The sequence below is a fragment of the Actinomycetospora lemnae genome (assembly GCF_028737315.1).
GTDB lineage: Bacteria > Actinomycetota > Actinomycetes > Mycobacteriales > Pseudonocardiaceae > Actinomycetospora > Actinomycetospora lemnae.
On the sequence record NZ_JAQZAO010000008.1, the window covers coordinates 264,159 to 285,192 of the forward strand.

General features: G+C 76.9%; 24 protein-coding genes. 8 read left to right on the forward strand and 16 right to left on the reverse strand.

Features of this window, described 5'->3' with window-relative positions:
* Positions 1-6: 6 nt before the first annotated feature.
* The gene (locus PGB27_RS19650; RefSeq protein WP_274202076.1) at positions 7-1,227 is read left to right on the forward strand and encodes a MerR family transcriptional regulator; all 1,221 of its coding nucleotides are present in this window, start codon (positions 7-9) and stop codon (positions 1,225-1,227) included.
* Here PGB27_RS19650 and PGB27_RS19655 read toward each other — a convergent pair.
* Both PGB27_RS19655 and PGB27_RS19660 read right to left on the reverse strand, forming a co-directional pair.
* Positions 1,149-1,982: a GNAT family N-acetyltransferase gene (locus PGB27_RS19655; protein WP_274202077.1), complete on the reverse strand. Its 834-nt coding sequence runs from the start codon at positions 1,980-1,982 to the stop codon at positions 1,149-1,151. The two genes, PGB27_RS19650 and PGB27_RS19655, sit on opposite strands and share 79 nt — an antisense overlap.
* Before the next feature lie 28 nt (positions 1,983-2,010).
* Positions 2,011-2,595: a GNAT family N-acetyltransferase gene (locus PGB27_RS19660; protein WP_274202078.1), complete on the reverse strand. Its 585-nt coding sequence runs from the start codon at positions 2,593-2,595 to the stop codon at positions 2,011-2,013.
* 118 nt (positions 2,596-2,713) lie between these two features.
* On the opposite strand from PGB27_RS19660, the gene PGB27_RS19665 reads away from it, so the two are divergent.
* Together PGB27_RS19665 and PGB27_RS19670 are read left to right on the forward strand one after the other, a co-directional pair.
* Positions 2,714-3,460, forward strand: a complete 747-nt coding sequence (locus PGB27_RS19665; protein ID WP_274202079.1) for a tyrosine-protein phosphatase — start codon at positions 2,714-2,716, stop codon at positions 3,458-3,460.
* A gap of 131 nt (positions 3,461-3,591) precedes the next feature.
* Positions 3,592-3,846: a hypothetical protein gene (locus tag PGB27_RS19670; RefSeq protein WP_274202080.1), complete on the forward strand. Its 255-nt coding sequence runs from the start codon at positions 3,592-3,594 to the stop codon at positions 3,844-3,846.
* On the opposite strand, the gene PGB27_RS19675 is transcribed toward PGB27_RS19670, so the two are convergent.
* Together PGB27_RS19675 and PGB27_RS19680 are read right to left on the reverse strand one after the other, a co-directional pair.
* Complete coding sequence (locus tag PGB27_RS19675) at positions 3,836-5,761, reverse strand: homocysteine S-methyltransferase family protein (protein ID WP_274202081.1); 1,926 nt, start codon at positions 5,759-5,761, stop codon at positions 3,836-3,838. The two genes, PGB27_RS19670 and PGB27_RS19675, sit on opposite strands and share 11 nt — an antisense overlap.
* Positions 5,758-7,077, reverse strand: a complete 1,320-nt coding sequence (locus PGB27_RS19680) for a PucR family transcriptional regulator (protein ID WP_274202082.1) — start codon at positions 7,075-7,077, stop codon at positions 5,758-5,760. Before PGB27_RS19680 ends, PGB27_RS19675 begins: the two co-directional genes overlap by 4 nt.
* A gap of 125 nt (positions 7,078-7,202) precedes the next feature.
* Between PGB27_RS19680 and wrbA the strand changes: the two genes are divergently transcribed.
* Both wrbA and PGB27_RS19690 read left to right on the forward strand, forming a co-directional pair.
* Complete coding sequence (wrbA, locus tag PGB27_RS19685; protein WP_274202083.1) at positions 7,203-7,820, forward strand: NAD(P)H:quinone oxidoreductase; 618 nt, start codon at positions 7,203-7,205, stop codon at positions 7,818-7,820.
* Positions 7,821-7,870: 50 nt separating this feature from the next.
* Positions 7,871-8,479, forward strand: coding sequence for a maleylpyruvate isomerase N-terminal domain-containing protein (locus PGB27_RS19690; RefSeq protein WP_274202084.1), 609 nt, complete (start codon positions 7,871-7,873; stop codon positions 8,477-8,479).
* A gap of 53 nt (positions 8,480-8,532) precedes the next feature.
* Here the strand turns inward: PGB27_RS19690 and PGB27_RS19695 are convergent, their stop codons facing one another.
* The 6 genes from PGB27_RS19695 to PGB27_RS19720 form a co-directional block, all read right to left on the reverse strand.
* Positions 8,533-9,246: a DUF2267 domain-containing protein gene (locus PGB27_RS19695; RefSeq protein WP_274202085.1), complete on the reverse strand. Its 714-nt coding sequence runs from the start codon at positions 9,244-9,246 to the stop codon at positions 8,533-8,535.
* 44 nt (positions 9,247-9,290) lie between these two features.
* On the reverse strand, positions 9,291-9,860 hold the full coding sequence (locus PGB27_RS19700; protein ID WP_274202086.1) for a dimethylsulfonioproprionate lyase family protein: 570 nt from the start codon (positions 9,858-9,860) through the stop codon (positions 9,291-9,293).
* A gap of 149 nt (positions 9,861-10,009) precedes the next feature.
* A complete protein-coding gene (locus PGB27_RS19705) occupies positions 10,010-10,816 on the reverse strand; it encodes an ABC transporter permease (protein WP_274202087.1) in 807 nt (268 codons plus the stop codon).
* Complete coding sequence (locus PGB27_RS19710) at positions 10,813-11,826, reverse strand: ABC transporter ATP-binding protein (RefSeq protein ID WP_274202088.1); 1,014 nt, start codon at positions 11,824-11,826, stop codon at positions 10,813-10,815. The genes PGB27_RS19705 and PGB27_RS19710 overlap by 4 nt, the downstream gene beginning before the upstream one ends.
* A 142-nt stretch (positions 11,827-11,968) precedes the next feature.
* Complete coding sequence (gene mdlC, locus PGB27_RS19715) at positions 11,969-13,585, reverse strand: benzoylformate decarboxylase (RefSeq protein WP_274202089.1); 1,617 nt, start codon at positions 13,583-13,585, stop codon at positions 11,969-11,971.
* A gap of 105 nt (positions 13,586-13,690) precedes the next feature.
* Positions 13,691-13,918, reverse strand: a complete 228-nt coding sequence (locus PGB27_RS19720; RefSeq protein ID WP_274202090.1) for a hypothetical protein — start codon at positions 13,916-13,918, stop codon at positions 13,691-13,693.
* A gap of 178 nt (positions 13,919-14,096) precedes the next feature.
* Between PGB27_RS19720 and PGB27_RS19725 the strand changes: the two genes are divergently transcribed.
* The gene (locus PGB27_RS19725; RefSeq protein ID WP_274202091.1) at positions 14,097-15,272 is read left to right on the forward strand and encodes an epoxide hydrolase family protein; all 1,176 of its coding nucleotides are present in this window, start codon (positions 14,097-14,099) and stop codon (positions 15,270-15,272) included.
* A 53-nt stretch (positions 15,273-15,325) separates the two neighbouring features.
* Here the strand turns inward: PGB27_RS19725 and PGB27_RS19730 are convergent, their stop codons facing one another.
* Complete coding sequence (locus PGB27_RS19730) at positions 15,326-16,387, reverse strand: zinc-binding dehydrogenase (RefSeq protein ID WP_274202092.1); 1,062 nt, start codon at positions 16,385-16,387, stop codon at positions 15,326-15,328.
* Positions 16,388-16,455: 68 nt separating this feature from the next.
* Between PGB27_RS19730 and PGB27_RS19735 the strand changes: the two genes are divergently transcribed.
* Positions 16,456-17,022 (forward strand): TetR/AcrR family transcriptional regulator, encoded by a 567-nt coding sequence (locus PGB27_RS19735; RefSeq protein WP_274202093.1) that lies wholly within the window; start codon positions 16,456-16,458, stop codon positions 17,020-17,022.
* A 32-nt stretch (positions 17,023-17,054) separates the two neighbouring features.
* Here PGB27_RS19735 and PGB27_RS19740 read toward each other — a convergent pair whose 3' ends face one another.
* From PGB27_RS19740 to PGB27_RS19755, 4 genes are read right to left on the reverse strand one after another with little or no spacing between them, the layout of a single operon-like run.
* A complete protein-coding gene (locus PGB27_RS19740; RefSeq protein WP_274202094.1) occupies positions 17,055-18,410 on the reverse strand; it encodes a DNA polymerase IV in 1,356 nt (451 codons plus the stop codon).
* A 4-nt stretch (positions 18,411-18,414) separates the two neighbouring features.
* Entirely contained in the window at positions 18,415-18,882 is a 468-nt protein-coding gene (locus PGB27_RS19745; RefSeq protein WP_274202095.1) for an HAD family hydrolase, read from the reverse strand.
* A 17-nt stretch (positions 18,883-18,899) separates the two neighbouring features.
* On the reverse strand, positions 18,900-19,613 hold the full coding sequence (locus tag PGB27_RS19750; RefSeq protein WP_274202096.1) for a CDP-alcohol phosphatidyltransferase family protein: 714 nt from the start codon (positions 19,611-19,613) through the stop codon (positions 18,900-18,902).
* Positions 19,610-20,398, reverse strand: coding sequence for an FkbM family methyltransferase (locus tag PGB27_RS19755; protein WP_274202097.1), 789 nt, complete (start codon positions 20,396-20,398; stop codon positions 19,610-19,612). The genes PGB27_RS19750 and PGB27_RS19755 overlap by 4 nt, the downstream gene beginning before the upstream one ends.
* Before the next feature lie 55 nt (positions 20,399-20,453).
* Here PGB27_RS19755 and PGB27_RS19760 point away from each other — a divergent pair, with 55 nt between their 5' ends.
* Positions 20,454-20,666, forward strand: coding sequence for a DUF2795 domain-containing protein (locus PGB27_RS19760; protein ID WP_274202098.1), 213 nt, complete (start codon positions 20,454-20,456; stop codon positions 20,664-20,666).
* A 92-nt stretch (positions 20,667-20,758) separates the two neighbouring features.
* On the opposite strand, the gene PGB27_RS19765 is transcribed toward PGB27_RS19760, so the two are convergent.
* Positions 20,759-21,022, reverse strand: a complete 264-nt coding sequence (locus PGB27_RS19765; protein WP_274202099.1) for a hypothetical protein — start codon at positions 21,020-21,022, stop codon at positions 20,759-20,761.
* Positions 21,023-21,034: the final 12 nt, after the last annotated feature.

Genomic DNA, 21,034 nt, shown 5'->3' on the forward strand with positions numbered 1-21,034 from the left:
CCCGTCGTGGCCGAGGGACGGACGGTGGGCGAGCTGGCGGAGGCCACCGGGCTCTCGGTGCGCGTGCTGCGGCACTGGGACGAGCGCGGGGTGGTCTCGCCCTCGCGCACCCCGGCCGGCCACCGCCTCTATTCGCCCGCCGACGTCGTCCGGCTGCACCGCGCGATCACCCTGCGCGCGCTGGGCCTGCGCCTCGAGCAGGTCGCGGCCCTGCTCGACGGCGTCGACCCCGACCCGGCCGCGACGCTGCGGGCGCACCTGGCCGGCCTCGACGCCGACCTGCGGCGGCGCCGGACGGTCCGGGACCGCCTCGGCGCGGTCCTCGGCGAGGCCGCGGGTGGCGCCCCCGACGACGTCCTGTCCACCGTGCTCCGGGAGATGACCATGATCGGGTCCTACGTCCACGGCTTCCACGCGAGCGAGGCGACCCGCCTGCGCGACCAGGCCGCGACGCTCGCCGACCTGCTCCACGACGGCGTCTCGTTCCCCGACGGCGCCCACGTCCTCGAGCCCGGCTGCGGCGTGGGCGCGCAGACGGTCGTGCTCGCCGCCCGCAGCCCGGGCGCACGGTTCACGGCCCTCGATCGCGAGCCCGGCCAGGTAGCCGCGGCGCGCGCCCGCGTCGAGGCCGCCGGCATCGGGGAGCGGGTCGACGTGCGGGTCGGCGATGTGCACGACCCGCCCGGACCCGTCGACCACGTCGTCGTGTTCTTCCTGCTCGAGCACCTCCCCCACCCGGTGGAGGCGCTGCGCGCGCTGCGGGGCGCGCTGCGTCCCGGCGGGACGATCACCGTCGTCGAGGGTGACCACGGCGCCACCGCCTTCCACCCCGACAGCGCCGACGCGCGGGCGGTGATCGCGTGCCAGGAGGTGCTCCAGCGCCAGGCCGGCGGGGACGCCGGGATCGGCCGCCGGCTCGCCCCGCTGCTCGCGGACGCCGGGTTCGACGACGTGCGCGTCGAGCCCCGCACCGCCCACGCCCACGCCGGACGCCCCGACCTCACCGACAGCCTCGTGCGCCGGACCTTCACCCCGATGGTCGCCGGCGTGCGCGAGCCGGCCCTCGCGGCCGGGCTGATCACGCCCGAGCGCTTCGACGCCGGCGTCCGCGACCTCTTGCGCACCGCCGAGCCCGGCGGGACCTTCAGCTACACGTTCTTCCGCGCCGTCGGCACCAGGTCGGCGTCCACGAGGTCGGTGAGCCCGACGAACCCGAGCCGGGCGTAGAGCGCGTTGCTCGTGGCGTTCGCGAGGTCGGTGAACAACAGGACCTCGTCGGCGCCCCGTGCCCGCGCCTGCTGCGCCGCGGCCGCGGTGACCGCCGCACCGTGCCCGCGACCGCGGTGCCCCGGACGCGTGTAGACGGGGCCGATCCGGGCGGTCCCGAGCACCACCGGCGACGCCGACGCGTACCCGACCGGCTCGTCGCCGGGCACCGCGACCACCACTCGGGACTCGTCGATCGCGGCGTCCAGCGCGGCGCGCTGTGGCGGTGGATCGTGCGGGGTGGCCTGGTGGTGGAACTCCTGGAGCCACGACCAGAGCAGGTCGCGATCGGCGTCGCCCGCCGGCCGCGTGGGGGTGGGGGCGGCCGGCAGCCGCAGGCGCGCGAGGCGGTGCAGCCGCTCGGTGACCACGGCCTCCCAGGTCGCGTCCCAGGCCGCGGCCAGCTCGGCGACGCTCCCGGGCGGGGCGAGCACGCGGTGGGGGCACGGCCGCTGGGCCGCCCACGCGACGGCGGCCCCGGGCGGCAGGGCCGAGACGACCGGCCGGTGCCGCGGGGTGTGGACGACGACCGCGGAGGCCCCGACCCCGTCGTCCCACCAGGCCAGCGCGCTGGGCCCGCCGAACGCCTCCCGCCCACGGCGGCGCAGGGTGTCGACGATGGTCAGCTCCACCGTGCAGGCGACGCGGTGCGCCGCGAGGAACCCCGCGGCCGCGGCCCAGAACTCGTCGACGTCGTCGGTGACCGTCCAGCCCATGGTCCGAGGATCCCGGGGCTGTCGAGGGTCAGGGGATCCAGAACCGCAGCGTCGCGGGCGCCCCGGCGCCGTGTGGGCGCGACGCCGGCCAGCCGGGGTCGGGCTGCCCGCCGCAGCGGGTGATGACGGCGAGCGAGCCGGGGTTGTCCTCGCGGCACGTCACGAGGACGGGCCCGACGCCGCGGGCGCGCAGCAGCGCGACGCTGCGGCGCAGGATCGCGGTGGCGTGGCCGCGGCGCCGCTCGCCGGGCAGGACCGCGTAGCCGACGTGCCCGCCCTCGACGCACAGGGTGTCGTTGAGCATGTGCCGGATCGAGGTCCGGCCGACGACCCGCCCGGCGACCTCGGCGTAGAGGAAGGTCATGGGCACCCGGCCCGGCGGCAGGTCGAGGCCGCGCTGCTCGCGGTCGAGGCGGTCGAGGTAGGCCAGCCAGGGCTCGCCGTCGGGCCAGAGCCCGAAGTCGAAGCCCTCGGGCGCGAGCGCGGCCTGCGCGTCGCGGGCGACCGGCTCGTCGGACGGGCGCGGGGCGCGCAGGACCAGGTCGTCGGGGCCCGCGGCGGGGCTGGCGTCGGGGCTCGCGTCGGGGCTCGCGTCGGGGTGGGCGTCGGCCACGTCCCCAGCCTGGCCCGGCCGCTCCCGCACGGCACGCCGAGGGTGAAGTGGCCCACGACCCGCCGGGCACCAGGGCGGGATCGGGGGACGATGGAGGTCCCGACGAAGGAGACCCGCGGTGTCCGCGACGCCCACGGACCAGTCCCCCGACACCCACACCGACGTCACGCGGCACCTCGCCAACCTCCGCGACGTGGGCGGGCTGCCGACCCGCGACGGTGGGCGCACCCGCCCGGGCGTGCTGTGGCGCGCCGACGCCCCGCTCGCCGGCGACGACACCGTCGGGCCCGGCGGTCTCGCGTGGCCGCCCGGCAGCGTCGTCGACCTGCGCAACCCCGCCGAGCTCCGCGACCCGCACCCGCTGCCCGCCCTCGGCGCCGAGCTGACGTCCCTGCCGCTCGTCGAGTCCCTGGCGCCGGCCGAGCAGGCCCGCGGGCGCCGCGGGGAGCTGGGCGTCGACGAGCTCTACCTGCTGCTCGTGCGCATCGGCGAGGCGTGGCTGCCCCAGCTGTTCCGGGTCGCGGCGTACGGTCCGGGCCCGGTGCTCGTGCACTGCGCCGCGGGCAAGGACCGCACCGGCGTCGCCGTCGCCCTGCTGCTGCGCGCGGCGGGCGTCGACCGCGCCACCGTGGCCGCCGACTTCGCCGCCACCAACGAGCACCGCGTCGCCCTGCGCGACCGTCTCGTGGCCCAGGGCGCGCTCGACCCGGGCGTCGAGGCGAGCCGGATCGGGGTGACGCCCGAGCACCTCGAGCCGGTGCTCGACCTCGTCGACGACGACCCGCGTGCCCCGCTGCGCGAGGCCGGCGTGCCCGACGCGGACGTCGACGCCTGGCGCGCTCGGCTGGTCGACGGACAGTCCTAGGGCCATCCGGTCGCACCGCGCCGGCACGCTGTGCCGGGCCACAACGGCGCCGTCGTGATCTCTGTGCGCGGGCACAGTGCCCGGCCGGGCTGCGGGCCGAAGACTGGGAGGTACGCCGGGCGGTCGGTCCGGTGGCGCCGAACCAGCTCGAGGTGACGACGATGGAGACCCCGACGACGTGCCCGTGCTGCGGGGTCGTGGTCATGCCCCGCGAGATGTCCTACGACTTCGACGGCGAGACCGTCGCGTCGCTGACGCGCGAGGTGGCCTACCTGCGCGCCACCGTCGCCCGCCTGCGCGGCGTCGCCCGGCCCACGGTGCTGCCGCTGCCGCGCACCGGCCAGGCCCTCGACGCCGACGCCCGCCCCGAGGCCGTCAGCGCCTGACCCGCCCGCCGGCCGCGGCGCGCAGCCGCGCGAGCGCGGTCGCCGGGTCCGGCCCTGGCCAGCGCACGACGACGCCCTCGACGAGCTCGGCGGCCTCGGCGACCAGGTCCGCGGCCAGCGCCAGGCCCGTGTGCGCGGCGTCGGGTCCGTCGCCCGCGCGGCGCATCGGCTCGACCACGGTGTCGGGCACGACGACGTCGGGCACCTCGTGGCGCAGGTGCTCGGCCTGCGCGTAGCCCGTCAGCGCGCCGACCGACGCGAGCACCGGCACGCGACGCCCGGCCGCCTCGAGGGTCTCGACGACCGCCCGCAGCCCCTGCAGCTCGAACACCGGCCGCGTCACGAGGAACTCCGCGCCGGCCTCCACCTTCGCGACGGCCCGCTCGGCCTCGTGCGCGAGGTCGTCGGCGCCGGGGGTGACGCGCGCGCCGAGACGGAACGCGGTCGGCGTGCCCAGCTCCGCGCCGTCGGCGTCGACCCCGCGGTTGAGCCCGGCGGCGAGCCGCAGCAGCGCGAGACCGTCGACCTCCCACACGCCGTCGCGCACCGCCTGCTCCGCGTGCACCGGCGGGTTGCCCGTCTCGCACACGAGCGTGCGCAGGCCCAGCGCGTGCAGCCCGAGCAGGTCGGCCTGCAGCGCGAGCAGGCTCGTCTGCCAGCTCGTGACGGTGAGCGCGGTGTCGACGTCGACGCGGTCGTGCAGGTGCACCCCGAGCGCGGCGGTGCTCGTGCTCGCGCGCCGCGTCCGCGACCGGCTGACCCACAGCACCGACGCGCCGCCGGCGACGGCGCGGCGGGCCCGGGCGAGGTGCTCGTCGGGACCGCCCGCGCCGGCGACCTCGGCGGCGACGAGGAAGCCGCGACCCGAGCGGCGCGGCTGCAGCCAGCGCTCGACCGCGCCGCGCCCGGGGCCGGCGCCGTCGGCGGTGTCCTCGGGGACGGGCGCGGGCACCGACAGCCGCGCGGACCGGCGCGGCGCCGGCAGGGCGTCGGCGTCCGGCGGGCTCGCGGGCGGGGACCAGGCGTCGTGGGTGGTCAGGGCCCGCGCGGCCGCCGCGATGTGCTCGGGCGTCGTGCCGCAGCAGCCCCCGACGAGGCGCGCGCCGGCCTCGACGTAGCGCAGCACGTAGCGCGCGAAGTGCTCGGCGTCGCCGGCGAAGCGCACGCTGCGGTCGGCGACGACGTGCGGCAGGCCGGCGTTCGGCTGGGCGGAGAGCACCGGCCCGTCGGTCGGCCCCATCCGGCGCACGACGTCGAGCAGGCCCTGGGGCCCGAGCGTGCAGTTGGTCCCGATCGCGACCGCGCCCGCCCCGGCCAGGCGCGCGACGACCTCGGCGGGCGACTCGCCAGCCGCGGTGACGTGGCCCGCGTCCTCGTCGACGAACGTGGCCTGCGCGACGACGGGCAGGTCGGTCACCTCGCGCACCGCCCGGACGGCGGCGAGCAGCTCGTCCGCGCGGCTGAACGTCTCGAGCACGACGAGGTCGACGCCGCCCTCGACGAGCGCCTCGACCTGCTCGCGGACCGCGGCCGCGGCGCGCGCGGGGTCGGTCGGCGCGGTCTGGCCGGGCGGGGTCACGGGCGACACGGACCCCCCGACCCAGGCCGGGCGCCCCGCCCCGTCGCGCACCGCCCCGGCCAGACGGGCGCCCGCCAGGTTGATCTCGCGGACGCGGCGGGCGAGACCGTGGCGCTCGAGGCGGGGACGCGAGGCCGCGAAGGTGTGGGTCTGCAGGACGTCGGCGCCGGCGGCGAGGTAGCGCTCGTGCAGCGCCGTGACCAGCTCCGGCGCGAGGACGCAGAGCTCCGCCCCGTGGCCCTCGGCCCGTCCGCCGCTCGCCCGCGCCAGCGTGCCCATCGCGCCGTCGGCGAGCAGCACCCGGCGCGCCAGGGCGTCGGCGAAGGACTCGCTCACGCCTCCATCTCCCCGAGGATCTCCAGGGCCACCTGCGCGGCGAGGCGGTCGCGGTAGGCGTCGAGGTCGAGCCCGCTCTGCTCCTCGGCGCGGCGCAGCCGGTAGCCGACGGTGTTCGGGTGGACGTTGAGGGCCTTCGCGACGCGCTGCGGGCTGCCGTCCTCGAGGAAGTAGCGGGCCAGGGTGCGCAGCAGCTCGGCGGTGCGCTCGGAGCGGTCGGTCGCGAGCCGGCCGAGCACCTCGTGGGCGAAGGCGCGGGCGGCCTCGGGGTCGGGGATCTGGAGCAGCAGGCGGTGCACGCCGAGGTCGTCGAAGCGCAGCACCCGCCCGGTGCGCCCGAGGCGGCGGGCGGCGACGAGGGTCCGCCGGGCCTGGTCGTAGGAGGCGGCGATCTCCGTCGCCTCCCGGACGGGGCCGCCGACGGCCACGGTCACCGGCCAGTGCGCGTCCGGGTCGGGCACGCGGCCGCGGGCGAGCCGGCGCGCGCAGGCGGCCCCGACGGCGGCCGGATCGTCGGGCTCGGGGACGACGGCGACGGTCTCGCTGTCGCGGACGACGGTCAGCGCGGTCGGCGCGGCGGCGAGCAGGTGCTCCTCGGCGTCGCCGAGCAGGCTCGCCGGCCCGGCACCGTGCGCGGCGTCGTCGTCGGGCGACACGACGACCACGCGGTGCGCGACCCCCTGGTCGTAGCCGACGTGCTCCGCCCACTGGGCGGCCTGGTCGGCGTCGCGGGCGCGGTCGAGCAGGAGCCCGGAGACGAGGTCGCCGCGCACCTGCCCGGCCGCGGTGGCGAGCACCCGGTCGCGTCCGGCGAGGACGCCCACCACGGTCGCGGCGTGCTCGGCGACCAGCAGCAGGACGTCGTCGCCGGCGAGGGCGTCGGGGCGGCGGTGACGGGCGGCGCTGTCCTCCTCGGCGAGCACGAACGCGGGCACCTCGCGGCCGAGCAGCACCGGGGCGACGACCTGCACGAGGTGCCCGGCGCCGGGGACCCGCAGCGCGCGGCCGGCGCTCGCGGCGACGTCGAGGGTGCGCGGCCAGACGGCGGTGCGGGCCTCGCCGCGGACGAGGGAGGACGCCTCGGCCGGGCCCGTGCCCGGTGCGGCCGCGGCGAGCACCTCGCCGGCCGGACCGACGACGGCGGCGAGCACCCCGAGCTCGCCGGCCATCACCGCCGTCACCGCCTGGGCGTCCGCGGCGGGCCCGGCGACCAGCCCCGAGAGCCGGCGGTAGAGCCCGACGAGCCCGCGGGGCCCGGCGGCCCGGTCGGTGTCCGGACGTGCCGGGGCGATCGCCCGCGCCTGGCCCGTCGTCACCCGCTCATCCTGCTACGCGGCGCCGTCGCGTGCGTCCCGTCGTCGGCGGCGCCGCGGGACCCCGCGCGGCCGGGCACCCCCGAACGGGTCATGATCGGGGCCCCCACACCGACCCGGGAGGACCCGTGACCGACCCGTCCGGCAGGGCGCCGCGCATCGCCGTCGTCTTCTACTCCGCGACCGGGAACGTGGCCGCGCTCGCCGAGGCCCTCGCCGAGGGCGCGCGGGAGGCGGGCGCCGAGACCCGCGTGCGGCCGGTCGCCGAGCGCGCGCCGCGCGAGGCGATCGAGGCGAACCGGCGGTGGAAGGCGTGGGTCGACGACAACCCGTACGACACCCTCGCCTCGCTCGACGACCTCGAGTGGGCCGACGGCCTCGCGCTGGGCAGCCCCACGCGCTTCGGCAACAGCGCCGAGCAGCTCAAGGCGTTCCTCGACACGACCGGCGGCCTGTGGGCGCAGGGCAAGCTCGCGGGCCTGGTCGGGACCTCGTTCACCAGCGCCTCGACGGGCCACGGCGGGCTCGAGGCGACCATCCTGTCGATGAACAACGTGCTCTACCACTGGGGCGCGCTCGTCATGCCGCTCGGCTACGCCGCCGACCCGTCGCTGATGTCGTCGGGCAACCCGTACGGCGCGTCCTGGGTGTCGCGGAAGTCCGCCGCGCCCGACGACGGCGCCCTGCAGGCCGCCCGCGTCCAGGGCACCCGGCTCGCGCAGGTGGCCGCGAAGCTGATCACCTGACGAGCCGTACGTGAGTGATTTTCTGAGCTGTAGCGCGGAAGATCGCTCACATGCTGGAGGGGTACGCCGAGGCCGCGGAGGCGGTCACCGGGCTGGTCGAGCGGATACCGGACGACGCGTGGGACGGCCCCGGGCTCGGGGAGTGGGACCTGCGGGCGCTGGTCGGGCACACGAGCCGGTCGTTCGTCACCGTGCTGACCTACCTGGACCGGCCCGCCGAGACCGAGGACATCGACTCGCCGGAGGGCTACTACGCCCTGCTGCCGTCGATGACCGGCGAGGGCCTCGACCAGGCCGCGGTCGCGCAGCGCGGGCGGGACGCGGGCGTCGCGCTGGGCGACGACCCGGCCGCGGCGTTCGCCTCGCTCGCGGAGCGGGCGGTGGCCGCGGCCCGGGCGGCCGATCCCGACATGCTCATCGCGAGCATCGCCGGCGGCCTGCGGGTCGCCTCGTACGTGCCGACCCGCACGATCGAGCTCGTCGTGCACGGGAACGACATCGCGGCCGCCACGGGCCTCGACGTCACCTTCTCCACGCACACGACGACCCAGGTGGCGACGGTGCTCGCCCGCACCGCCGTCCGCCTGGGCCACGGTGGGCTGCTCCTGCGCGCCCTCACCGGCCGCGCCGCCCTCCCGCCGGGGTTCTCGGTGGTCTGAGTCCTCGTGAGCACTTTCCACGCCGATAGCCGTGGAAAGTGCTCACACGGGCGTCAGGCCGCCGAGCCCACCGTGCTGACGAGGTCGTCGAAGCGCGCCGCGAGGTCGAGGTCGATCGCCGTGACGACCTCCTGGCGCTCGGAGCGCGCCCGCACCGTCAGCGAGGTCGGCGTGCGGTCGACGATCCGCAGCCGCTGGCCGGTGTCGCGCTCGACGCCGCGCAGGCGCTCGAGCAGCAGGTCGAGGTGCTCCGAGGGCAGCTCGACGGTGCGCTGGATGCCCGACCGGTCGCCGGACCACGAGGTGAGCTCCTGGGCCAGCACCCGCTCGAGCTCGTCGGCGTCGACCGGCTGCGGCCGCCCCTGCGCGCCCTCCGACGCGGCGTCCGGCGGGAGCGTCGGGCCGCCGCCCTGCAGGTCGGCGGGCACCACGCGCGCGATCCGGTCGCCGAGGTCGGCGTCCTCCGCCGCGAGCTGGCCGGTGACCGCGGTCAGCGCGTAGCGGGCCCGCTCGGGCGGCCAGCCGGTGCGGCGGGCCACCTGCTCGACGAGGTCGGCCTCGCTCGGCGTGCCGCCGTGGCTCGGGTGGTCCACGCCGGACTCCTGCTCGAGCAGGTTCGGCAGGGCCTGCGCGAGGGCGTCGCGGTCGTCGTCGGACAGGTGGTCGGCCAGCGTGGCCAGCACGGCGTCGGCGGCCCGGCGGGCGTCGTCGGTGTCGGCGAAGCCACCTCGGGTGGCCACGCCCGCGAGGAACTCCTGGTGTCGCATGGGCCTGGCCTACCCGTCGGTCCGGGGCGGCACGCCCCTCGTGATCAGCAGAAGGCGGACGGGGTGGCGACGTCACCGGTCCAGACGTAGGCGAGCAGGGCGGGACGGTCGCCGGTCGTCATGGCGTGGGGCTGCCACGGCGCGTGGTGGACGAGGACGCCGGCCGGCCCGGCCCCGTGGAGCCACCGGATCGTGGCGCCCGGCAGGTAGAACTCCTCGGCGGGGTGGTGGTGCGGCGGGTAGTGCACCTGCGGCCCGAGCAGCAGGAGCCCGACCGCGACGTCGTCGCCGGACACCAGCGTGGCGTGGGCGTAGCCGTCGAGGAAGCCGGGGCCGGGCGGCTCGCGGACGTAGGACGCGGTCTGCGTCCACCGCGCGCTCGCGGCCACCGACCCGAGGACGGCGGCGAGCTCGCCGTCCACCTCCTCACCGGCCCGGGCGACGGCGTCGTCGAGGTGGGCGAGCACGGGGAGGTCCCCACCGGCGGTGCCCGCCGGGGCGGCCCCGGACAGGACCCCGTCCAGGGCTCCCGCCTGCCCGGCGTACCCCCGGTCCACCAGCGCCGCCCGCAGCCGCCCGACCAGCACCGCGAGCGGCTCGGACCCCGGCGTCACGCGACCCGGCGGTGGGTGGAGACCGGCATGCGCATCGGTTCGAGCATCGCCCTCATCGCGATCGGTCTCATCCTCGCCCTCACCGTCAACTTCTCCCTGAGCGGCATCGACATCCTCCCGCCCACCCGCGGTCTCTGAGCGGGGGGCGGTCAGTCGATCGCCCGCCGCACGAAGCCGCGGATGCCGATCGCCCCGAACAGCGCGCACGCGGCGACGAGGGCGAGCAGGCAGAGCCACCCCGGCAGGTGCGGCACCGACGGCGTCAGCGCGCCGCGCAGGCCCTCGGAGACGTAGGTGATCGGGTTGAGCGCGCAGATCACCTGGAACCAGCGCAGGTTGCCCAGCTGCAGGAACGGGAACTGCGTCGAGCCCGTGAACAGCAGCGGCGTGATCACCACCGCGAACACCACGTTGATCCGCCGGGGCGAGACGAGCGTGCCGATGACGAGGCCCGCCGCGCCGCCGGCCAGCGACCCGAGCACGAGCAGCAGCGCCGCGAACGGCAGCCCCGCGAGATCCCAGGCGACCTCGTCGAGCACCAGGTAGCCGACCGGGATCATCACCAGCGAGCCGAACAGCCCCCGCAGCGCCCCGAACACGATCTTCTCGACGGCCACCAGCCGCGTCGAGAGCGGCGCGAGCAGGCGGTCCTCGATCTCCTTGGTGTACGAGAAGTCGATGACCAGCGGCAGCGCCGTCGCCTGCACCGCGACGAAGAACGCGTTGAGCGCCAGCAGGCCGGGCAGCAGCAGCTGCGCGTACCCCGGCGTGACGTAGCCGAGCTGGCCCAGCACCACGCCGAACACGAACAGCAGGAAGAACGGCTGCACCAGCACCTGGCTGATGAAGCTGCCGAACTCCTTGCCGGTGACCGCGAGGTCGCGGCCCAGCACCCCGAGGAACGCGCGGCCCTGGCCGGGCCCGGCCTGCCTCGGTGCGGTGGTCGGCGCGCTCACCGCAACCCCCTCCCGGTCAGGTCGATGAAGACGTCCTCGAGCGTCGGCTCGCCGAGCTCGACCTGCGACACGGTCGCGCCCGCGTCGGCCACCGCCCCGAGCACCGGGGCGAGCACCGCGCCCGCCTCGCCGTCGCAGCGCACGCGCAGGTGGGTGTCCGGGCGCTCGCCGGTGAGGTCCTCCACGCCCGCGATCCCGCGGACGGCGTCGATGCGGCCGCGCACGGACGCGACGTCGGCGCCGGTGAGCGTCAGGTCGATGGTGGCCTCGCCCGGCAGCGCCGCGACCAGCGCGGACGGGGTGTCGAGGGCGAGCAGCCGGCCGTGGTCGACGATGCCGACCCGGTCGGCGAGCTTGGCCGCCTCGTCCATGTCGTGGGTGGTGAGCACGACCGTCACGCCCGACGCGGCGAGCTCGGCGACCCGGTCGTGCACGAACAGGCGCGCCTGCGGGTCGAGCCCCGTGGACGGCTCGTCGAGGAAGAGCACCCGGGGGTCGTGCATGAGGCCCCGCGCGATGATCAGCCGCTGGGCCTGCCCGCCGGAGAGCTCGTCGGGGTTGGTGGTCGCCTTGTCCGCGAGGCCCATCCGCTCGAGCAGCTCGTCGGCGAGCGCGCGCCGCCGTGCCCGGGGCACCCCGTGGTACGCGGCGTGCCAGACGAGGTTGCCGCGGGCGTCGAGCGAGCGGTCGAGGTTGGGCCGCTGCGGCACGACGCCGAGCACCGCGCGGGCGGCCACCGGGTCGGCGGCGACGTCGATGCCCGCCACCGTCGCGCGCCCCGAGGTCTTGGTGACGCGCGTGGTGAGGACGCCGACCGTGGTGGTCTTGCCCGCGCCGTTGGGGCCGAGCAGCCCGAACACCTCGCCGCGGCGGACCGCGAAGCTCAGCCCGTCGACCGCCGGCGTGCTGCTGCGCCCGTAGCGCTTGACGAGATCGGCCACCTCGACCGCCGGCGCGGCCTCGTCGGCCTCGGCCCCGGTCGACGGCCGCGTGGTGGTCTGCGTGCTCACCGATGGTCCTCCCCCGCGCGCCGAACCGTTCGACGAGCGCCATCGCGACGCTACGCCGGGGGCCCGACACCCCTCTTGTCGGTTTCGGTGCTCCGTGATCGCCGCCATGACCAGCAGCGTGGGACCTCGACGAAGCTCGAGGTCAAGCGCTCCCGGACGACGGCACCCGCACGTGCACCAGGCGCGGTCCCGGGCCCGCGAACCCGCGCCGTACGGCCGCCCGCAGCTCCTCGACGGTGCCGACGCTCTCGGCGGGCACGCCGTAGGCCTGTGCGAGGGCGAGGTGGTCGAGCTCGGGGAGGTCGAGGCCGGGCACCTTGGGCGTCTGCTCGCGCGCCGCGAACCACTTGAGGATCGCGTACTCCTGGTTGTCGAGCACCAGCACGGTCACCGGGACCTGCAGCGAGGCCGCCGTCGCCAGCGCCTGGACCGCGTACTGCAGCGACCCGTCACCGATCGCCGCGAGCACGGGCCGCGCGGGCTCGGCGAGCCCCACCCCGACCGCGGCCGCGAGCCCGAAGCCGAGCCCACCCGAGGCGGTGAAGTACGAGCTGCCGGGCCGGCTGATCGGCAGGCGCGCCTGCTGGGTCGCGCGGTGCGAGGGGGCCTCGCTGACCAGCACCCCGTCCTCCGGCCACTCCTGCGCGAGCGCGGTGAACACCTCGTCGGCGGTCAGGCGCCCCTCGCCGGCGGATCGGGGCGCGTCGAGCTCCGCCGGCTGCGGCGGGGCCGCACGGTCGGCCGGACCGTCGCCCACGCGCTCGAGCAGCGCGCGCAGCGTCAGCGTCGGGTCGGCGACGACGGCATCGCCCATCGGGGCCCGGGCGGCCTGGTCGTGGTCGGCGGTGACGTGCAGCAGCCGCGTCCCCGCGGGCAGGAACGGGCCCGGCACGTAGGGGTAGTAGCGGAACACCGCGGCGCCGACGACGAGCACCACGTCGAACGGCTCGAGGGCCTCGGCGACGGGGGCGATCGCCATCGGCAGGGCGCCCTGGAACAGGCGGTGGTCGGTGGGGAACCCGACGCGACCCTCCACGGGCGGGGCGAACACCGCGGCGTCGAGGCGCTCGGCGAGCGCGACGGCGTCGTGGAAGCCGCCGGTGGCGTCGACGTCACCGCCCACGACGAGCGCCGGCGCCCGCGCCCCGTCGAGGGCCTCGACGAGGACGTCGAGACCGCTCGGGTCGGGCGCGGCGCGCTGGTGCACCCGGCGTCCGGCGACGAGGCCGGCGGGCTCGGTGGAGGGGTCGAGCTCGGCGTCCCAGTCGTCCATCGGGATCGACACGAACACCGGGCCCCACGGCGGGCTGGTGGCGACGTGGATCGCCCGCGCGAGGACGGCGGGGACGTCCTGCGGGCGGGCGGGCTCGAGGGAGAGCTTCACCGCCGGCCGCGGCAGGGTCGTCGCGTCCGGGTTGGTGAGCAGCGCCTCGAGATTGATCATGGGCCGGACCTGCTGGCCGGCGGTGACGACGAGCGGCGCGCCGTTGGCGGCCGCGTTGACCAGCGCTCCCACGGCGTTGCCGACGCCGGGCGCGGTGTGCAGGTTGACCAGTGCCGGACGACCGCTGGCCTGGGCCCAGCCGTCGGCCATGCCCACGACCGCGGCCTCCTGGAGGCCGAGCACGTAGCGGAAGTCGTCGGGGAGCTCGGCGAGCATGGGGAGCTCGGTGGACCCCGGGTTGCCGAACACGGTCGTCATGCCGTGGGCCCGGAACACCTCGAGCGAGGCCTCCCGGACGCTGGGTCCGCTCGCCATCCGTGGGCTCTCCCGTCGGTCGTCCGGCGCGTCCGGACGTGGGAGTACCCCGGTTGCTGAGGGCCATCCCCGTGACGGTGTGGAGGACCGTCCCCGGGACGACCCTCAGCGGGGGCTGTGCAGCCGCGAGATGCGGATGTGCACGTCCGGCAGGCCGTCGCCGTCGAACTCGCGCCGCATCTCCTCCGCGCGCAGGGTCGCCTCGACGCCCTCGTACGGACCGTGCGCGTCGAGCTCGCCGGTCTCCGGGTCGAAGATCAGGACGACGTAGCCGTCGCACTCGTCCAGGTCCGCCGCCGCGGCGAGCAGGGCCGCGGATCGATCGTTCAGCATGCTGATCACCTCCACCTCGTGCATCGCCACCATGAGGCCCCGCGTGACACCTCGGCACGAAGTTGGCTCGTTCGGGTCATGAACTCCAGCCGTCGGCGTGTCGCACCGGTGCGCGGCCATCGCCGGATCGGACGCGTCGCCCGGCGGCCGTCCGGCGGCGTGGATACGGTGATCTCTCGTGGCCGCTGACGCTCCCGTGCCCGCCGGCGATCCGGCCGTCGAGGTCGTGCCGTTCGTGCTCGACGTGCCCGAGGAGCAGCTCGCTGACCTGCGGGAACGACTGCGGCGCGTCCGCCTGCCCGAGCCCGCGACCGATCCGTCGCAGGGCATTGGCCTCGACGCGGTCGGCGAGCTCTGCCGGGCCTGGCTCGAGGAGCACGACTGGCGCCGCGTCGAGGACGAGCTCAACCGTCGTGGTCAGTTCCGCACCGCGATCGATGGTCTCGGCGTGCACTTCCTGCACGTTCGGTCACCGCGTCGTGACGCTCGGCCACTGATCGTCACCCACGGGTGGCCCGGCTCGGTGGTCGAGGTCCTCGACGTCCTGGACGCCCTCGTCGACCCCGGCGACGGTCCCGACGGTCAGCCCCTGCCCGCCTTCCACGTCGTCGCGCCGTCCCTGCCCGGCTTCGGGTTCAGCGACAAGCCGACGGGTCGGGGATGGGGCGTGGAGCGCATCGCGGACGCCTGGGCCGGGCTGATGAGCCGGCTGGGCTACGACCGCTTCCTCGCGCAGGGCGGCGACTGGGGCGCGATGGTCACGACCGCGCTCGCCGTCCGGCACCCCGACCGCGTCGCGATGATGCACACGACGATGCCGATGGTCCGCCGCCCGGAGGGGTTCGACGACGCGTCGATGTCGGAGCTGTCGGACACCGAACGGCGCTGGCTCGCCGGGACCGAGGAGTTCCGCCGGGTCGGCTCGGGCTACTCGGCCCAGCAGCGGACCCGCCCGCAGACGCTGGGCTACGGCCTCGTCGACTCCCCCGCGGGCCAGCTCGCGTGGATCGCCGAGAAGTTCGTCGCCTGGACCGACGGCGACGGCTTCGGCGGCGTGCCCCGCGACCGGGTGCTCGACAACGCGGCGATCTACTGGCTCACCGCGTCCGGGGCCTCCTCGGCGCGGCTGTACTGGGAGAGCTTCGGGGGCACCGACGTCGACTCGCCGGTGACCGTCCCGAGCGCGGTCTCGATCTTCCCGGCGGAGATGGCCAAGCCGCCGCGGGCGTGGGTGGAGGCGCGCTTCCGCGACCTGCGCCACTGGAACGTCCTGCCCACCGGCGGGCACTTCGCCTCCCTCGAGGTCCCGGGCGACTTCGTCGACGAGCTGCGGACGGCGTTCGCGCGCGCCTGAGATCGCAGCGAACGGGTATCTCGCTGCTTCTACGCGCGCGAGGTCCCCGTTGATCACGGGCGCACGACGATCTTCCCGACGCGCTCGGCCGCCGCGAACTCCTCCTGGGCGGTGTGGATCGCCGCCAGCGGGTGGGTCGCGCTGACGAGCGGGCGGACCCGGCCGGCGCGGGCGTCGGCGACGAGCTCGTCGAAGTGCGCCGGCGTGTGCATCGACGAGCCGACGAGGCTGACGTTGTGCAGGTAGAGCCGGCGCAGGTCGAGGTCGACGCGCGCGCCGGCGATGGCGCCCGCCACGACCCAGCGCCCGCCGTCGCGCACGTGCTCGAGCAGAGCCGGCAGCAGCGCCCCGCCGACGACGTCGACGACGGCGTCGAGCGGACCGCCCGCGGCCTCCCGCACGGCCGCCGCGACGACGGACGCGTCGGGGCCCCGGTGCACGACGGCCGCCGCACCGGCCTCGCGCACGGCCTGCTCCTTGGCCGGCGCGGTCAGCGCCACGACCCGCGCGCCCCGGGCCGTCGCGAGCTGCACCGCCGCCAGGCCCACGCCGCCCGAGGCGCCCGTGACGAACACCGTCTCGCCCTCACCGATCCCGCCGCGCGCGAGCATCCCGGCCGCCGTCCCGTACGCGACCGGCAGAGCCGCGAGCTCCTCGTCGGACAGCGGGGAGTCGGTGACGTCGTGCGCGCGCCCGTCGGCGACCAGGGCGTACTGCGCGAACCCCCCGTCGGCCTCGCTGCCGAGCAGGCCGACCGGGCTCGCGTCGGGCCCCGGGCCGTCGTAGAACGCGGGGTCGACGAGCACCCGCCGGCCGACCCGGGCGGGGTCGACGCCGTCGCCGACGGCCACGACCTCGCCGGCGATGTCGCCGCCCTGGATGCGGGGGAAGTCGACCGGCCCGCGCCACCCGGCGAGGGCATCGGGGTCGCCGGGCAGGCCGTACGCGCCCCGGCGGGTCCAGATGTCGGTGTTGTTGAGCGCCGCCGCGCCCACGCGCACGAGCACCTCGCTCGCGCCGGGCCGGGGCACGGGAACTGCGCGGACCTCCAGCACCTCCGGTCCCCCGAAGCCCGTGAGCACCGCGGCCTGCATCGTCTCGGGCACCGCCGTCATGACCCCTCCTCGACTACACTGATCTGTGAACCGCCCCCCACGGTACACAGATCTGTGAGTGCATCCCCATGACGACGACGCTGACGCCCGGTGCCCGGCGCATCCTCGAGGTCGCCTCCGAGCTCTTCTACGCGCGCGGCATCCACGCGGTCGGCGTGGACACGATCGCGGCCGAGTCGGGGGTCACCAAGCGCACGCTCTACGACCGGTTCGGGTCGAAGGACGAGCTCGTCGCCGCCTACCTGCGGGCCCGTGACGAGCGGTGGCGGGAACGGGTGACCGCCGCGGTCGAGGCCGAGACCGATCCGGTGCGCCGGGCCCTGGCGCCGTTCGCGGTGCTCGAGTCGTGGATGGTCGACGCGGAGCGCGGCTGCGCGTTCGTCAACGCCTACGCCGAGCTGGACCGCGCCGACCATCCCGGCCGCGCCGTCATCGACGACGAGAAGCGCTGGCTGCGGGAGCTGTTCGCGACCGAGCTGGCCCGGGCGGGCCTGACCGACCCCGACCTCGCGCTGCAGCTGCTCGTCCTGCACGAGGGCGCGATGGTCGCCTACGCCGCGGCGGCGACGCCGGACGCGCCGCGGGTGGCGACGGCGGCGGCGCGGGCGCTCGTGGAGTCCGCAGCGCGCTCGTGAGCAGTGGGCACGGCTATCGCCGTGCCCACTGCTCACATGGGCGGAGGCACCCGGTCGAGCGCCGCGACCGGGTCGGCACGGGTGAGGGCCGGGTCGGCGGCGCGGAAGGTGCGGGCGCGGCCGGGGCCGGTCGCGGCGGTCTCGAAGCGGACGGTGACGCGACCGTGCCCGGCGCCCTGCACCCAGCCGTGGCCGTGCTCGGGGTGGGCGACGTCGTCGCCGGTGCGCCACTCGCGCCCCGGCTCGGGCTCCTCGGGCGCCTCCACCGGCGCGGGGTCCGGCGCGTGGTCCGGCGCGGGGTCCGGCGCCGGCGACGGGGACCGTGCGGGCGTCCCCGGGAAGAGCGCCTCCTGCACGGCCGTCGTGAGCCCGGAGAACGAGACGCCGACGAGCCGCACGCCGGCGTCGGGCAGGGCGGCGACGGCGAGGCGCTGGGCGGTGTCGGTGAGGGTCGCGAGGTCGGTGGTGGCGTCGGCGTGGGTCTCGGCGCGGCTGGTCGTCCCGAACGACGCGCTGCGGATCTTCACGCTGACGGTGCGGGCGGCCCGGTGCGAGGCGACGAGCCGCCGGTGCGCGCCCTCGGCCAGCTCGGCGACGGCCGCCCGCACCGCGCCGAGGTCCGAGAGGTCGGCGTCGAACGTCGTCTCCGCGCTGACCTGCTTCGCCTCGCCCCGCTCGACCAGCGGCCGGTCGTCCAGCCCGCGCGCGAGCCGGTGCAGCCCGGTGCCGACGGCGCTGCCGAGCAGGGCGGTGACGTCGGCGAGGTCCATCGCGGCGAGCGCGGCCACGGTCTCGACGCCGCTGCGGTGCAGCGTGGCCTCGGCGACCGGGCCGATCCCCCAGAGCGCACGCACCGGCAGCGGGTCGAGCAGCGCCCGCTCCCCGCCCTGGGCGACGACGTGGACGCCGTCCGGCTTCGCCAGCCCTGACGCGATCTTGGCGACCTGCTTGCCCGAGCCCGCGCCGACCGAGACCGCCAGCCCCGTGACCTCGCGGACCTCCGCCCGCAGGCGCTCGGCGAAGGCGCGCACGTCGTCGGCGTCCGCGTCGGCGAGCGCCTCAGGCTCGGCGAAGGTCTCGTCGTAGGCGATCTGCTCGAGCACCGGCGCCCACGCCCGCACGACACCGAAGAACCGCTCGGAGAGCACCCGGTAGAGCGCGGTGCGCGGGGGCAGGGCGGTGGCGTGCGGGCAGAGCCGGCGCGCCTGGCCCATCGGCATCGCCGACCGCGCCCCGCACGCCTTCGCCTCGCCGCTCGCGCCGGCGACGATGCCGCGCGGCCCGAGCCCGCCGACGAGCACCGGGCGCCCGCGCAGCGTCGGACGGGTCAGCTGCTCGGCCGACGCGAAGAACGAGTCGAGGTCGAGGTGCAGGACCCAGCGGGGCACGTGCTCAGCATGCCCCGAGGGCCCACAGCTCGTCCGGGTGCTCGAGCACGACGCGCGCGCCGGCCGCGCGCAGCGCGTCGGGCCGCGAGCCGCCCCAGGCCACGCCGACCGGGACGAGGTCGTGGGCGCGCGCGGCCGCGAGGTCGACCGGGCTGTCGCCGAGCATCGGCGTGCCGGGCTCGGCCGCGGCGATGCCCAGGCCGAGCAGGGCCTCGCCCACCACCGCGGTCTTGCCCGCGTCGACGCCGTCGAGCCCGCGCCCGGCGACGCTGTCGACGCACCCGAGCAGGCCCAGCTCGTCGAGCACCCGGCGCGCCACCGGCGTCGAGGCCGACGTCGCCACCGCCAGCGGCACCCCGCGCGCGTGCAGGGCCTCGACCAGAGCGACCACCCCGGGGGCGGCCCGGGTGGTGCCGGGGACGGTGAGCGTGCCGTCGAGGTCGAGCACGACGGCGGGGAACGGGGGCGCCACGGTCCTGGAGTCTGGCGTCAGTGCACCGGACGTGCGCCGGCCGCCCGCCACAGCCACACCACCGACACCCCGAACGACCACACCAGCGCGACCAGGGCCACCGCGACCAGCGCGAGCTCGACGCCCACCGGCAGCACCCCGGCCGCCGCGACGATGAGCGCCACGCCCTGCAGCGCCGCCACCACCTTCGCCGACCGCCGCACGGGCAGCTGGCCCCGCAGCCACGGCAGGACCCGCGCGGCCGCGACGAACGCGTAGCGCAGCAGGGCCACCGCCAGCACCCACGGCGCCCCGGTGACCAGCGCGACGTGCACGGCCAGCACCAGCAGCAGGAGCGCGTCGGTCTCCACGTCGAGCCGGGCGCCGAGCGCCGACGCGGTCCCGGTGCGCCGGGCGACGGGGCCGTCGACCCCGTCGAGGGCGAGCGCGACGACGGTCAGCGTGACCAGCGCGGCGGACGCGGTGTCGCGACCGACGAGCGCGACCGCGGCGACCACGAGCGCGCCGCGCGCGAGCGTCACGCTCCCGGCCGGGCCCAGCGTCGGGACCCCCGCCCGGGCCGCGGCCCGGACCACCAGCACGACGGCGACGACGGCCACCAGCACCGCGACCCCGAGGCCCACGACGCCGACCCCGACGACGGCCGCGAGCAGCGCGAGCACCCCGGCCAGCAGGCCCCCCGACGCCAGCAGCTGGACGGCCACGGGCGTGGCGAGGGAGCGGCGGGTCACGACGGTCCAGGATGCCGGATCTCCGGGGACGCGGCACCGCCGTGCGGGCGGGCGTAGACGTCGCCCGAGCGCCCCAGCGGGCGACGCCGGTCGAGCAGCGCCACGAGCTCGTCCGCGTCGAGCCAGCGGTCGCCGGCGGTGGTGTCCCAGCGCATCGTCTCGATCGGCGAGTAGCGGTAGCGGTGCGGCCCGAGCGCCTCGACGCGGGCCAGCGCGTCGAGCGCGGCGTCGTGGGCCGCGGGCAGGTACTCGAACGACAGTGCCGGCAGCGGGCGCGACAGGCCGGCGAGCACCTCCGCCTCGAACCCCTCCACGTCGATCTTGCAGAAGGCCGGGACGCCGTGGGTGGCGACGAGCTCGTCGAGGGTCGTGACCGGCACGGTGACCGTGTCCTGCCAGCGCACGGACGTGAACCCCGCATCGCCGGACACCGTGTCCCGCCAGGCCGCCGACACCGTCGAGACCGTCGGCGTCGCCCGGGAGATGCCCAGCTCGGCGGTGCCCGGGCGCGCGCCGAGCGCCGACGGGACCACGGTCACCTCCGGGTCGCGGCCGAAGAACAGGCGCAGGAGGCGCACGAAGTCCGGCTGCGGCTCGACGGCGACGACCCGCGCGCCCAGGGCCCGCCACGCCCGCACCCGGTTGCCGGCGTGCGCGCCGACGTCGACGGCGAGGTCCCCGGGCCCGAGGAACTGCCCGTAAAACGCGCGCATCCGCCGCTGGCGCCCCGGGATGCCGTGGTACATCGCGAGGGAGCGGGCGATCCCGGCGGCTCGGACCAGCACCCGACCGAGGGTAGGTGAGCGGTTGTCCGTCGGGTCGGCTGGTTACCCGCGCCCCATGGGTTACGACGTCACGCAGGTGCAGAAGACGCTCGCCGGGTTCCAGTACCCGGGCGGGCCCGACGACCTGGCCTCGCACGCGAGCTCGAACGGTGCGGACCAGCAGCTCGTCGACACGCTCAAGGGCCTCGACAAGCAGCAGTTCGACGGCCCCAACGCCGTCATGGCGAAGCTCAGCGAGGCCGGGGTCCTCGGCGGCAGCAACAACTGAGCGCCACCACCACGGTACGGACGACGCCCTCGCTGCCCAGCAGGCAGCGAGGGCGTCGTTCGCTGCTCGGAGCCGCGCCGGACCGGCGAGCGTCAGTGCGGCAGCGTCGGCAGGCCCCGCTCGACCATGTCCCGGGCGCCCTCGAGCGTCCCGTCGCCGACCCAGGTGTTCGGGTCGAGCTGCGAGACGTTCCAGCCGCCCGGGCGCACGCGCGTGGAGTACAGGAACGTGTCCTTGTTCTCCACCCACTGGATCTCGTAGTCGATGGTCGACGGGCCCTGGGAGCTCCACCGCCAGGCGGCGCCGGATCCACGCGACGTCTCGTGGATCTCGACGCCGTCCACCTCGATGCCCATGCCCACCCCTTC

Bases quoted from the DNA above. Each gene is read 5' to 3' on its own strand.
- PGB27_RS19695 (WP_274202085.1), bottom strand. From the start codon at position 9,246: ATGCGACACCAGGAGTTCCTCGCGGGCGTGGCCACCCGAGGTGGCTTC.
- PGB27_RS19735 (WP_274202093.1), top strand. From the start codon at position 16,456: ATGACGACGACGCTGACGCCCGGTGCCCGGCGCATCCTCGAGGTCGCC.
- PGB27_RS19765 (WP_274202099.1), bottom strand. From the start codon at position 21,022: ATGGGCATCGAGGTGGACGGCGTCGAGATCCACGAGACGTCGCGTGGA.
- PGB27_RS19760 (WP_274202098.1), top strand. From the start codon at position 20,454: ATGGGTTACGACGTCACGCAGGTGCAGAAGACGCTCGCCGGGTTCCAG.
- PGB27_RS19655 (WP_274202077.1), bottom strand. From the start codon at position 1,982: ATGGGCTGGACGGTCACCGACGACGTCGACGAGTTCTGGGCCGCGGCC.
- PGB27_RS19720 (WP_274202090.1), bottom strand. From the start codon at position 13,918: ATGCTGAACGATCGATCCGCGGCCCTGCTCGCCGCGGCGGCGGACCTG.
- mdlC (WP_274202089.1), bottom strand. From the start codon at position 13,585: ATGGCGAGCGGACCCAGCGTCCGGGAGGCCTCGCTCGAGGTGTTCCGG.
- PGB27_RS19730 (WP_274202092.1), bottom strand. From the start codon at position 16,387: ATGACGGCGGTGCCCGAGACGATGCAGGCCGCGGTGCTCACGGGCTTC.
- PGB27_RS19690 (WP_274202084.1), top strand. From the start codon at position 7,871: ATGCTGGAGGGGTACGCCGAGGCCGCGGAGGCGGTCACCGGGCTGGTC.